This window comes from Prauserella halophila, assembly GCF_024171895.1.
Taxonomy (GTDB): domain Bacteria; phylum Actinomycetota; class Actinomycetes; order Mycobacteriales; family Pseudonocardiaceae; genus Prauserella; species Prauserella halophila.
The window spans coordinates 209847-221488 of the sequence record NZ_JAMTCQ010000013.1 but is presented as its reverse complement, the minus strand read 5'-3'; the positions used below and the strand labels follow the sequence as shown (position 1 = coordinate 221488).

The window sequence follows — 11642 nt, the reverse complement described above, 5'->3', positions numbered from 1 at the left end:
CCGTCGAGAATGGAGAACGCCATGTTCGCGAAGGCCGAAGACCTACTCGCCGTTGTGCAGCCGTCCTCCGGTGGCAGGGAGATCATCGACCCGGCCACCGGTGAGCCCGTCGGGCGGGCACCGGAGCACGACCGTGCGGATCTGGATGCGGCTGTCGAGGCTGCTCGCGCGGCCCAGCCGAGGTGGGAAGCACGGGGACACGCCGAGCGCAGCGCCCTGCTCACCCGGGCTGCGCAGGCAGTCGAGGACAGCGCGGAGGCGCTTGCGGTGCTGCTGTCGCGGGAACAGGGGAAACCGCTCAACGGCCCCAATGCACGGTTCGAGGTCGATGCGTGCGTGGGGTGGCTGCGCGCCACGGCTTCGTTCGAGCTCGAACCGCAGACGGTGACCGAGGACGCGGAACTGCACTACCGGCCGTTCGGGGTCGTGGGCGCCGTCGGACCGTGGAACTGGCCCATGATGATCAGTGTCTGGCAGTTGGCGCCTGCGCTGCGCATGGGCAACACCGTGGTGCTCAAGCCGTCCGAGTACACGCCGCTGTCGGTACTGGCGCTGGTGCACGTACTCAACACCGAGCTACCCGACGATGTGCTCCACGTGGTTCCGGGCGGCCGCGAGATCGGGGAGGTGCTGGTGGCGCATGAGAGCGTCGACAAGCTCATGTTCACCGGATCGACGGCGACCGGCAAGGCCATCATCCGGTCGTCGGCGGACACGGTGAAGCGGTTGACTCTCGAACTCGGGGGCAACGACGCCGGCATCGTGTTGCCGGACGTCGACCCCGCGGCCATCGCCGAGGATCTGTTCTGGGGTGCGTTCATCAACACCGGCCAGACGTGCGCCGCACTCAAGCGCCTGTACGTGCACGAGGACGTCTACGACGACGTCGTCGACGCGCTGGCACGCGTTGCTGCAGCCACACCGATGGGAATCGGACTCGACGAGAACCACGTACTCGGGCCGTTGCAGAACAGGGCTCAGTACGACATCGTCGCCGACCTGGTCCAGGCGGCGAAGGATGCGGATGCTCGCATCGTCGTCGGCGGGAATCCGGCCGAGGACCGGCGCGGGTTCTTCTATCCGGCGACCATCGTGGCCGACATCGACGATGCGAACCCACTCGTCGCGCGTGAGCAGTTCGGCCCGGTACTTCCGATCGTCAAGTACTCGTCGGTTGACGACGCGGTGGCGATGGCCAACGGACTCGACGTCGGACTGGGTGCCTCGGTGTGGTCCGCCGATCGGGAGCGCGCCAAGGCGATCGCCGCGCGACTGGAGGCCGGCACAGTCTGGATCAACAAGCACGGTGCGATCGATCCCCGTGTTCCGTTCGGCGGTGCCAAGCAGTCCGGGTACGGTCTCGAGTTCGGCGTCGAAGGGCTCAAGCATCTCGGCCAGCCGCAGGTCATCAGCGGCTGACCGAGCGCGGACACACGGAAGTCCCCGGCACACCGCGTGCCGGGGACTTCCGTGAGTTCATGCCTCGGGGATGGTCACGAAGCCACCGTCGACGAAAGCCAGGTAGTCGCCCCTGCGATGGCCGAAATGGTCGACCCGGCCCAGGAACAGGGTGTGGTCGCCGCCGTCGTGTTCGGCCCAGGGCGTGCACTCGAACCACGAGGCAGGGTCGGCCAACCGGGGAGCGTGGGCACCTTCGACCCAGTCGGGCTCCAGGTTCGGCTTGCCCGCGAAGTGCATCGCGACGTCGCGCTGGTCGGCGCCGAGCACGTTGACCGTGAACGGCCTGCCACTCAGCAGTGCGTGTGCACGCACCGAACGCTGGATGGCCACGAGCACGAGCGGCGGGTCCAGCGACACCGACGTGAACGAATTGACCGTCAACCCGTGTCGTTTCGACACGCCGTCGAAGGTGACCACGGCGACACCGGTTGCGAACCGGCCGAGGCAGCCGCGCAGCACCAGCGCGAGCTCGGCCGGGTCCTCGTAGGCGGCAGCGGAGGTGGAAGGTGCGGTCATCATCGATCGCTCCTCGTCTTTTCGGGGTCGCCGACATGCGGTGGGCTCGGCGCCGGATGTACATCGACGTCAAGCAGCGTCCGCAACCGGAGGTGACGGCCGCTACCCCGATTCCGCTCCCTTGCCGTGGTTGCACAGACTCGTGCGTCCGTTGGATAGTGCGCCCCGGGCATCGCACGGGGGCTGGCGCGGCGAGTTGACAGCCAGTGCACCGCTTCTGCACCTGAGCGAACAGCGGCGCGTGAGACTGTGCTGAGGCGCGCTCCACACGCCAGGATGACTGCGGCCGACCACGTCGGCGCTACCACGGCACGGCTCAACGAGGAGACGCAGATGCCAGACATCGGGATCATCGGAGCGGGCACGGCGGGGCTGCACCTCGCGCTGCTGCTCCAGCAGGCCGGGGTCCGCACCCGGATCTACACCAACCAGACCGCCGATCAGATCGCGTCGGGACCGCCGCAGAACAGCGTCTCGCACCACGCGCCGACCATCGCCAGGGAGAACGCGATGGGGGTGAACTTCTGGCCGGTCGACGAGTACGGCTACCAGGTGCATTACCACCACCTGAACGTTCCGGACGGTCCTCCCGTGTTCCGCGGTGACTTCCTGCGCCCGTCGCGGGTTCTGGACTACCGGATCTATCTGCCGCGGTTGATGGCCGAGTACGAGGAGCGCGGCGGCACCATCGAACAGCGCTCGGTCGAACCGGCCGACTTCGACCAGCTCGCGCGCGTGCATGACCTGATCGTGGTCGCTGCGGGAAAACGTTCGTTCGCCGAGTACTTCGGCGAACGGCCCGACGTCTCGCCCTATGCGAAGCCGCAACGGCATCTGGCCGTGGGCTTCTGGGACGGCGTGGCGCAGACCGAACCACGCTCGGTGACCATGAGCATCTCGCCCGGCCACGGCGAACTGCTCGACCTGCCCATCACCACCTTCGACGGCTGGGCCAGTGCGTTGCTGTGCGAGAACGTGCCTGGTGGCGATCTCGAGGTGCTGATGACGCAGAAGCAGTCCGAGGACCCCGAGGCATACCGCAAGCTCACCCTGGAGAAGCTGAAGGAGCACCACCCGACGGTCCACGAACGCATCGACGAATCCCGGTTCGCCTTGATGCGTCCCGGCGATATCCTGCAGGGCGCGGTGCGCCCGGTGGTGCGTGAGGATTACCGGCTCCTCGGGGACGGAACCGTCGTGTTGGCCCTGGGCGACGCGCACGCCACTGTGGACCCGGTGACCGGGCAGGGTGCCAACTCCGCGTCGTTCGAGGCACAGGTGGCAGCAGACGCGATTATCGAGGACGGCGTGGTCGACGAGCGTTTCGCACAGAAGGTCGCATTACGGCGCAGGGAACGCGTCGACGGACTGAGCACGTGGGTGAACACCATGATCGAGACGCCCACACCGCCACATCTGCAGAAACTGATCGGCGCGATGGCACAGATGCGCACGTTGTGCGACGAGTTCACCGAGAACTTCAGCTATCCTCACCGCAACGGCGACCTCGTGGCCACTCCCGAGCGAGTGGACGCCGCGATCGCCCGACATGCCGAGATCGGCCAGGACCCCACCGAAGTGAAGGCGCACTGATGCACAAACTGTTGGTTCTCTATCCGCATCCGACCGACCCCGAGGCGTTTCGGTCGTACTACGAGAACACGCACCTGCCGCTGGCTGCACAATTGCCGGGACTGCTCGATTGGCGCTACAGCCTCGCTGTCCGTTCGGCGTCGGAAGAGACCTATTTCGCCGTGTTCGAAGCCGACTTCCCCGACGCCGAGACGTTGGCGGCCGCGTTGTCCTCACCGGAGGGCGAAGCCGTGCAGGCCGATGTGCCGAACTACGCCACCGGTGGCGCGATTGTGCTCGACTACCCAGTGGCCTCTCCCTGAGCCGGTCGTGGTTCGCCGCGCCGCTGGGGCTCCCGTGCGGCGCGGCGAAACGCGCTGGGGGACACCCCGACCCGTTGGCGGAACGTGCGCGAGAAGTGGGACGCGTCCGGGTAGCCCCAGCTGGTGGCGATGTCGGCGATCGACCGGTTGGCGTGCAGCGGATCGGCGAGTTCCCGGCGGATCGCATCGATGCGCTGTTCGCGGATCCACTCCGAGACGGTCGTGCCCTGTTCGTGAAAAAGCGCATGCAGGTGGCGAGTGGAGATGTAGACCGCCCGGGCGATGCTGTCCGGATTGAGGTCGGCGTCGCCCAGGTTGTCGGTGATGTACTGGCGGATGCGTAGCATCAGCGACAGGTGCTCGTGGTCACCCTCCGCGGTGTGTGCCAGGGCTGCGGTGCTCAGCAGCGCAGAGATCAGATCCACGGCGGTGCGCACCACCCGCGCGGCGACGGGCCCCTCCAGTGCGCCGAAGTCACTGGAGATCTCCGTCAACAGCGGGGCGACCAGCCTCGTCAGCCGTTCCTCGGGGCCCAGTGAGATCGCCGTGATGGCGCGGACGTGGTCCGGGCTCGGGTCGATCAGATCGCGCGGAAACATGATCACGACGGCGTCCACGTGATCCGGGAAGCGCAGATCGTACGGCCGCGCGGTGTCGTAGACGCTCACGCTTCCCGGCACCATCGTCGCGCTGCGTGCGTCCTGCACGAGCTCGCCACGGCCGTCGACCAGCAGCATGATCTTGTAGAACAACCTCTCGGAGGCGCCGATGAGCGCCGGTGTGCGGTGTACCTCGTGCGGACTGACCTGCAGTCGGGAGAAGAACACACCGTCGATGACCCGGCCGCGAATGGTGCCGGCGAACCGTCCGTCGCTGAGGTCGTCGACCACCAGGGGCACGAACGACGACGACACCACACGCTGCCACGCGAGCACCGACTCGGTGGCGAACGCAACCGGGGGCAGGGGACCTTCGCGGCGCACACCTGCGACCGGTGATCCGGTCATGCACGCTCCTTCCGTAGCGACAACGCCGACGCTTGAACCCGGACAGTACCGCGCCCGGCCGGGCCCCGCGGGCTCGGCGAACGCCGAGCCCGCGGGGCGGCCCCCGTCGACGAGGTAGATCCACCTCTGGCGGGCGGCCAGGACCTACCGCACGTGCACCGGTTCGTCGGCCGAGGACCGGGCCGCCGAGAACACGGTTGCGCCGCGCTCCTGCTCGGCCTGGTTGTCGACACCGAGGTCGATTCCCGAGCGATCCCGCAGGAGTGCGCAGGCGAGGACGGCGAGTGCGAACATGGCGAGCAGGTAGCCGGCGACCGTGTAGATGCTCCCGGTCGCCTGGACCAGCGTTGTGGCGATCATCGGTGCGAACGCACCTCCGAGGATCGCGCCGAGTGCGTACGATATGGCCACCCCGGAGAACCGCACCGAAGCCGGGAAGATCTCGGCGTACCAGGCGGACTGAGGGCCGTACGCGAGGCCCAGTCCGACGGTGAACAGCGCGAGGCCCAGGAAGAGCGGCCAGATGCGGCCGGTGTTGACCAGGGCGAACATCGGGATCACGGTCAGGATCAGGCTGGCGTAGCCGATCAGGTAGGTGCGTTTGCGGCCGAATCGATCGGCGATGATGCCCGACAGGAATGTCGTGAGGGTCCACAGGGCCGCCGCCCCGGTTATGGCCAGCAGCACCGGGGTTCGCTCGAGCGCGACCTCTCCTTCCGGGTCGGTGGCGTAGTTGGTGATGAAGCCGCCGGTGGTCATGTACCCCGCAGCGTTGTTTCCCGCGAAGACGAAGGCAGCGAGGACGATGAGCAACCAATGTCTGCGGAACAGCTCGATGATCGGAGCCTTGGTCCGCTGCTTTTTCGCTGCCATCTCGGCGAACACCGGACTTTCGTCAACCGAGCGCCGAACCACGTATCCTACGCCGATCAACACCGCGCTCAGCAGGAACGGGACCCGCCATCCCCAGTCGAGGAAGGCTTGTCCGGGCGCGATCACGCCGGTCATCAACGCGGTAACACCGGAGGCGAGGAGCATCCCGAGCGGTACGCCGATCTGCGGGAACGCTCCCGCGCGACCGCGACGATGCGGTGGCGCGTGCTCGACGGCCATCAGGACGGCACCGCCCCACTCGCCACCGGCGGAGATGCCCTGCAGGATGCGCAGGACCAGCAGCAGGATCGGGGCGAGCACGCCCGTGTCCTCGTAGGTCGGCAGGAGGCCGATGACGGCCGTCGCGCCGCCCATCATCACCAGGGTGATGACGAGCATGGCCCGTCTGCCGATGCGGTCGCCGAAGTGGCCGGCGAGAAACGCGCCCAACGGCCGGAAGACGAAGCTGATGCCGACGGTCGCGAACGACAGCAACAGTCCGATCTCCGAGCCCGCCGGAGCGAAGAACAGCTGGGTGAACACGAGGCCGGCGGCCGTGCCGTAGATGAAGAAGTCGTACCACTCGATGGTCGTACCGATGACTGTCGCGAAGGCGACTCGCCGTGAGTTCTGTTCTGACGTACTTGCAGTGGGTGGGGATGTTGTCATTTCTGTTCCTCTTCGTTGAGGCGAAACGATGCCGCCGGTGGGCCCGGCAGACGGTGGAAGGGAATGCGCGGGACCCGCTGTCACGCGTCCCAGGTCACGGGCAGTGCCGTTAAACCTCGGAAGACCCAGCCGTCCCAAGTCTCGGGCCGTCTCGGGTCGGTGCCCAGGCCGGGGAGTTCTTCGTACAGCAACGGGACGGCGACTTCGCCGATGGCTATCCGGGCGGCCCAGTGGCCGGCGCAGAGGTGTACGCCGCTGCCGAACGCGAGGTGCGGCCTGCGCTCACGGTCGATGTCGAACTCGTCGGGACGCGCGAACGCGGCCGGGTCGCGGTTGGCCGCGCCGACGACCACCCCGACGGGTGCTCCGGCCGGGAGCTGTACTCCTTGCAGAGTGACCGCCCGGGTGGTCTCCCTCGGATACATACCGATCGGTGACTGCCAGCGGACAGCCTCGTCGAACACCACCGCCCACAGGGACGGGTCGGCAAGGACACGGCGGCGCTGCTCGGGGTGGTGGGACAACGCCCACACCGCGTTCGTCACGGCGTGCTGCGGCTCGTTCATGCCGCCGGAAATAACCAGTTTGACGTTCGCGGCGACCTGCTCGGCAGGAAGACCACTCGCGATCAGCGCCGAGGTGATGGATCTGTCGGGAGCCTCGCGGTAGAACGGGATGAGCTCGTTCAGCAGTGAGTCGACTTCGTCTTGGGCTGCGTCGCAGCGACGCCATATCTCTGCGTCGTCGAGCAGATTCCCGGTGCCTGCGACGAATGCGTGGGACCACCGGCGGAGATCATCGACGGTCACGCCCTCGAGTCCCAGCAGGTCGATGAGGTTCTGTGACGCCACCGGGGCTGCGTAATCACGGTTGAGATCGGACTCGTCCGGGCCGTACGAGCGCAGCGTCTCCAGATGATTCCGGGCGTTCCGCTCGAAGATCGGAGCCCAGTACGCCCGCAGGCCTTTCGGGCGCAGCGATGTGTTGATCGCTTTCCGCTCCCGGGCATGGTCGGGATCGTCCTTGCGCAGCATCGGGGTCGCGCCCATGGCTCTGGCCATGGTCGCGCCGCCGCCGCGCACTGCCGCGGAGAACGTCTCCTGGTCCTCTTCGATGGCACGGCAGGCCGCGGACGAGGTCACCAGGTATCTGCCGAGTGCGGGTACCCAGGCAACGGGTGCCTCGCGCAGGAGTCGTCGGTAGGTGGGGTAGGGGTCGAGCATCAGGTCCGCGGGATCGACCCAATCGGCGATGGGCGCCTCGGTGGTGGTCGTCGTCATGGCGGTTCCTCGTGGTGTGATGTGCTCAGGGGGTGGGTGCGAGCGCTCTGGCGAAGGTCTTCAACGAGAAGTCGGGATCGGCCAGTTGCTCCGGTGCGGGCGAACGTCCCTCGGCCAGCAGCCTGCGGGCGGCCATATGGTCGGCCGGCCGGTTGAGCGATTCCACTGCGACGAGCCGCTGCCCGCGGTAGGAGCACACGGAGAACTTGCCGTCGGCTGGGTCGCCGAGGACGAGGGCACGGTCGTCGGATGATCGGAGGCCGGCGATCTGCAGCTTCAGCTGCCCCTGGTGGCTCCAGAACCACGGCACTTCCCGATATCCGCCGGGGTCCTCTCGGCCCAGAACCGCCGCCGCCACGTGCCGGGCCTGGTCGGTGGCGTTCTGCACCGACTCGAGACGAACTCGGGTGCCCGTGAACAGATGCGGGAAGCTGGCGCAGTCCCCGATCGCATAGATGTCGGGGTCGCTCGTGCGAAGGTGCTCGTCGACGACGATCCCGTTGTCCACCGCCAACCCGGCCTGCACGGCGAGCTCGTCCCGCGGGACGACACCGACGCCCACGAGGACCAGGTCGGCGGTGTACTCGGTGCCGTCCGTTCCGATCGCGCCGCGGACTCGACCGTTGTCGCCGAGGAAGGCGGTCACGCCCGCACCGAGCCGCAGGTCGACCCCGTTGCTGCGGTGAGCCTCGGTGATGTGCTCGGCCATCTCGGCCGACAGCGCACGGCCCAAGGGTCGCTCGGCAGCCTCCACCACGGTGACGGGGAGGCCGCGCTTCCGGGCGGCTGCGGCGAATTCGAGCCCGATGAACCCGGCCCCGACGACGAGTGCGGATTCGCATCCGGCCATCGCGGCCCGTACGGCCTCGGCATCGGCGAGGGTGCGTAAGGAGTGGACACCGTCGAGGTCGGAGCCGGGGACCGGCAGGCTGCGGTTCGCGGCACCGCACGCGAGCACGAGGCAGTCGTAGGGCAGTTCGCGGCCGTCGGACAGGTGAACCCTGCTGCTCGACCGGTCGATCATCGTAACCGTGACGCCGGTGCACAGCTGGATCTGCTGCTCGGTGAAGAACTGCGTGCCGCGTAAGGGAAGCGGTTCGGCGTCGGCGATGTCGAGGTGTTCCTTCGACAGCGGTGGCCGTTGGTAGGGCAGGGCCGGCTCGTCACCGACCAGCGTCAGCGGGCCGGTGTGGCCCATGGTTCGGAGGGCCTCGGCTGTCTGGACGCCCGCGTGGCCTGCGCCGATCACGACAACGCTCGTGGTGGCCGCTTCAGATTTGTGAGCCGGGCACATCGACCTCGACCTCCTCGAGATCCGGGCCGAGGACCACCTGGCACCCGAGTCTGCTGTGGGTCTCGTCCCGCGATGCGGCCGTGCATTCCAACATCTCTTCTTCGTCCTCGCTGATCTCCGGCAACCGATCGAGGTAGCCGTCGCGGACGTAGACGTGGCAGGTCGCGCACATGGCCTGGCCGCCGCACTCGCCGACGATGCCGGCGACGGCGTTCTGCAGAGCCACCTTCATCACGGAGGTGCCGTCGGGCGATTCGACGACATCGGTCTCGCCGTTGTCGTGGTGGAAGATCACTTTGGGCATGGGAACTCCTCGAAAGATCGGATTCGGCGGTCAGTCCCAGAGAACGGGCAGCGACGTCACGCCGCGGAACACCCAGCCGCCGCACCTTGCGGACCGGTCGGGATCGAGCCGCAGGCCGGGCAACTCGCGGAACAGACCCGGCAGGGCGACATTCACCACGGAGGCGCGGGCGACCCAGGCTCCCGCGCAGAAGTGATTGCCCCCGCCGAAGGCGAGATGGGGTTTCCTGGGTCGGTCGATGTCGTAGGACTCGGCGTCGACGAAGACGTCCGGGTCCCTGTTCGCCGCACCGATCGCGATACCCAGGCGCGCACCCTGGGGGATGTGCAGGCCGCACAGCTCGGTGTCCCGGGTGGCCTCGCGCGGGTACATGCTGATCGGGGCCACCCACCGGATCGACTCCTCGAACGCATCGGACCAGCGGCCGTCGGCGACCACGGAGGCGAGCTGGGTGGGGTGGCTGAGCAGAGCCCACGCCGTCGTCGCGATCGCGTCCCGAGGCTCGTTGAGTCCACCGCCGATCGTCATCTTGAAGTTCGCCCGCAGCGGCTCCAGCGGCATCCCGGACGCGCCGAGCGCCGACAACAAACTGCCGTTCGGACGATCGCGCAGGATCGGCAGCATCTCGTCGATGGCCACGTCGACTTCGTGGGACGAGCGTTCGGCCGCGGCCCACACGTCGGGATCGTCGGCGTAGTTCCCGGTCCCGTCGATCAGAGTCTGCGACCACCGCTGGAGGTCCTCCTGCGTGGCGTTCTCGAAACCCATGATCACGCGGAGGTTCTCCGCGGCGAACGGCGCGGCGAACTCCGTCACCAGGTCCGCGCCGGGACCGGCCTCGCGGAGCCGTCCCAGATACGTCGAGAAACTCTGCTCGAAGACCCTGGTCCACTGCTGCTTGATCGCCTTGGGGCGGAGCACTCCGCCGTAGGCCTTACGTTCGACGTCGTGTTCCGGGTCGTCCTTGCGGAGCATGCTGTGCCCCATCGAACGCTTCATGAGCGAGTTGGTCTCGTCCGCAGTGAAGCGTTCTTGGTCGAGCTCGATCGTGTGGCAGGCTTCGTACCCGATGACCAGGTAACGATCGACTGCGGGAACCCAGTGGATGGGCGACTCGGCGCGGAGGTGTCGGTAGATCGGGTACGGGTCCGCGTAGAGATCGGGGATGGTGACCCAGTCCGCCGAGGGAATGGATCGAGGGTGTGTCGTGTCCACGGTCATCGTTGACGTGTCCCTTCTGACTCCGTTGGTCAGAAGTGTGAATTCGACCGCCTACCGAAGTAAACTTCCGAAAGATTGGCATGGACCGAACTTCAGGTTTGGTTCACGGCGGTCCGGTCCGGCGGGTGCGCGGGTCGAGCAGATGCCCGTTCGTCTGGGCGAAGTCCACAAGAGCACTCGCTCGGTCGGTCAACCGCACGTCGTGGGGCCACATCATGCGGACGACGGCGGGCCGGACGGAGGGGCTGATCTCGCGGACGGCGAGGGCCATGCCGTCGTAGGTCGTGGGGGAGGTGGGCCGCTGGATGAGAATCGTGTATCCGAAGCCGTGTGCGACCAGCGAGCGGGTGAGCTCGAAGTCCGTGGTCCGCTGCACGATGTTCGGCGTGACGCCCGCGTCCGCGTAGAGCATCAGCGTGTGCTCCTGGGCGGGCGGGAAGTTGAGCAGGATCATCGGCTCCGCGGCGAGATCGGCCAGGCTGACCGACTCTGCTGACGCGGCGGGATGATCCTCCGGCAAGAGCACGTACGGCGGCGCTTCGTACAGTACGGCCGAGTCGAGTCCCGACGGCAGACCCATGTCGTAGCCGACCGCCAGGTCCAGCGAACCGGTGAGCAGCCGGTGTGGCAGCTCGGCCTGACTACCGGTGACGACGGTCAAGTCGACGGAAGGGTGGTGTTCTGCGACCCAGCGCATCAGCGTGGGAACGATGGTGGGCGCCAGCGTCGCGTAGCAGCCCAGAACCAGAGGACCGACCAGTTCGGCTCCACCGCTCGCCGTGGCCAGTTGTAGCTCGTCGGCGTCTCGGAGCAGCGTGGTGGCACGGTTGTAGAGGAACGTCCCGGTCGGGGTGAGGACGACTCCGTGCGCCTTGCGCCGGACCATCAGCTGCGTGTGCAGCGTGCGTTCGAGTTCGGTGATCGCGGAGGCGACGGCTGTCGGCGTGACGTGGAGTGCGCTCGCGGCCGCCGAGATCGACCCCGCATCCGCGACGGCGACAAGGTACTCGAGCTGGCGCAGCGTATAGCTCGGCATGTGAACCTCAGGTGTCCGGTCGGCTTCATCTTTGAAAGCACAGTGTGGAACCGACACTAGCCGGAAGTCATGTCGGCGCGTACGTC

The 11642-nt window shown here is 67.4% G+C and carries 11 protein-coding genes; 3 read left to right on the top strand and 8 right to left on the bottom strand.

Annotated features, from left to right (window positions below; all coding sequences use genetic code 11):
* Positions 1-21 precede the first annotated feature (21 nt).
* Positions 22-1419: an aldehyde dehydrogenase family protein gene (locus LY41_RS20320; RefSeq protein WP_253865778.1), complete on the top strand. Its 1398-nt coding sequence runs from the start codon at positions 22-24 to the stop codon at positions 1417-1419.
* Between the two features lie 57 nt (positions 1420-1476).
* Here the strand turns inward: LY41_RS20320 and LY41_RS20315 are convergent, their stop codons facing one another.
* On the bottom strand, positions 1477-1977 hold the full coding sequence (locus tag LY41_RS20315; protein ID WP_253865777.1) for a flavin reductase family protein: 501 nt from the start codon (positions 1975-1977) through the stop codon (positions 1477-1479).
* A gap of 333 nt (positions 1978-2310) precedes the next feature.
* On the opposite strand from LY41_RS20315, the gene LY41_RS20310 reads away from it, so the two are divergent.
* Both LY41_RS20310 and LY41_RS20305 read left to right on the top strand, forming a co-directional pair.
* Positions 2311-3570 (top strand): styrene monooxygenase/indole monooxygenase family protein, encoded by a 1260-nt coding sequence (locus LY41_RS20310; protein WP_253865776.1) that lies wholly within the window; start codon positions 2311-2313, stop codon positions 3568-3570.
* The gene (locus LY41_RS20305; protein ID WP_253865775.1) at positions 3570-3872 is read left to right on the top strand and encodes an EthD family reductase; all 303 of its coding nucleotides are present in this window, start codon (positions 3570-3572) and stop codon (positions 3870-3872) included. Before LY41_RS20310 ends, LY41_RS20305 begins: the two co-directional genes overlap by 1 nt.
* Here LY41_RS20305 and LY41_RS20300 read toward each other — a convergent pair.
* The 7 genes from LY41_RS20300 to LY41_RS20270 all read right to left on the bottom strand — a co-directional run bounded on the left by LY41_RS20300 (position 3851) and on the right by LY41_RS20270 (position 11556).
* Positions 3851-4879: an AraC-like ligand-binding domain-containing protein gene (locus tag LY41_RS20300; RefSeq protein ID WP_253865774.1), complete on the bottom strand. Its 1029-nt coding sequence runs from the start codon at positions 4877-4879 to the stop codon at positions 3851-3853. The two genes, LY41_RS20305 and LY41_RS20300, sit on opposite strands and share 22 nt — an antisense overlap.
* A 144-nt stretch (positions 4880-5023) precedes the next feature.
* The gene (locus LY41_RS20295) at positions 5024-6421 is read right to left on the bottom strand and encodes an MFS transporter (RefSeq protein WP_253865773.1); all 1398 of its coding nucleotides are present in this window, start codon (positions 6419-6421) and stop codon (positions 5024-5026) included.
* An 80-nt stretch (positions 6422-6501) separates the two neighbouring features.
* Positions 6502-7701 carry a cytochrome P450 gene (locus LY41_RS20290; protein ID WP_253865772.1) on the bottom strand — a complete coding sequence of 400 codons (1200 nt, stop codon included), beginning with the start codon at positions 7699-7701 and terminating at the stop codon, positions 6502-6504.
* 25 nt (positions 7702-7726) lie between these two features.
* The gene (locus LY41_RS20285; protein ID WP_301297384.1) at positions 7727-8995 is read right to left on the bottom strand and encodes an NAD(P)/FAD-dependent oxidoreductase; all 1269 of its coding nucleotides are present in this window, start codon (positions 8993-8995) and stop codon (positions 7727-7729) included.
* Positions 8973-9299, bottom strand: a complete 327-nt coding sequence (locus LY41_RS20280) for a 2Fe-2S iron-sulfur cluster-binding protein (protein WP_253865770.1) — start codon at positions 9297-9299, stop codon at positions 8973-8975. Before LY41_RS20280 ends, LY41_RS20285 begins: the two co-directional genes overlap by 23 nt.
* Before the next feature lie 30 nt (positions 9300-9329).
* Positions 9330-10520: a cytochrome P450 gene (locus LY41_RS20275; RefSeq protein WP_253865769.1), complete on the bottom strand. Its 1191-nt coding sequence runs from the start codon at positions 10518-10520 to the stop codon at positions 9330-9332.
* A gap of 103 nt (positions 10521-10623) precedes the next feature.
* Positions 10624-11556: a LysR substrate-binding domain-containing protein gene (locus tag LY41_RS20270; protein ID WP_253865768.1), complete on the bottom strand. Its 933-nt coding sequence runs from the start codon at positions 11554-11556 to the stop codon at positions 10624-10626.
* Positions 11557-11642 lie beyond the last annotated feature (86 nt).

Excerpts from the sequence above, each read along its gene's own strand:
- LY41_RS20280 (WP_253865770.1), bottom strand. The coding sequence starts at position 9,299 with ATGCCCAAAGTGATCTTCCACCACGACAACGGCGAGACCGATGTCGTC.
- LY41_RS20290 (WP_253865772.1), bottom strand. The coding sequence starts at position 7,701 with ATGACGACGACCACCACCGAGGCGCCCATCGCCGATTGGGTCGATCCC.
- LY41_RS20285 (WP_301297384.1), bottom strand. The coding sequence starts at position 8,995 with ATGTGCCCGGCTCACAAATCTGAAGCGGCCACCACGAGCGTTGTCGTG.
- LY41_RS20270 (WP_253865768.1), bottom strand. The coding sequence starts at position 11,556 with ATGCCGAGCTATACGCTGCGCCAGCTCGAGTACCTTGTCGCCGTCGCG.
- LY41_RS20305 (WP_253865775.1), top strand. The coding sequence starts at position 3,570 with ATGCACAAACTGTTGGTTCTCTATCCGCATCCGACCGACCCCGAGGCG.
- LY41_RS20315 (WP_253865777.1), bottom strand. The coding sequence starts at position 1,977 with ATGACCGCACCTTCCACCTCCGCTGCCGCCTACGAGGACCCGGCCGAG.
- LY41_RS20275 (WP_253865769.1), bottom strand. The coding sequence starts at position 10,520 with ATGACCGTGGACACGACACACCCTCGATCCATTCCCTCGGCGGACTGG.
- LY41_RS20295 (WP_253865773.1), bottom strand. The coding sequence starts at position 6,421 with ATGACAACATCCCCACCCACTGCAAGTACGTCAGAACAGAACTCACGG.
- LY41_RS20320 (WP_253865778.1), top strand. The coding sequence starts at position 22 with ATGTTCGCGAAGGCCGAAGACCTACTCGCCGTTGTGCAGCCGTCCTCC.
- LY41_RS20310 (WP_253865776.1), top strand. The coding sequence starts at position 2,311 with ATGCCAGACATCGGGATCATCGGAGCGGGCACGGCGGGGCTGCACCTC.
- LY41_RS20300 (WP_253865774.1), bottom strand. The coding sequence starts at position 4,879 with ATGACCGGATCACCGGTCGCAGGTGTGCGCCGCGAAGGTCCCCTGCCC.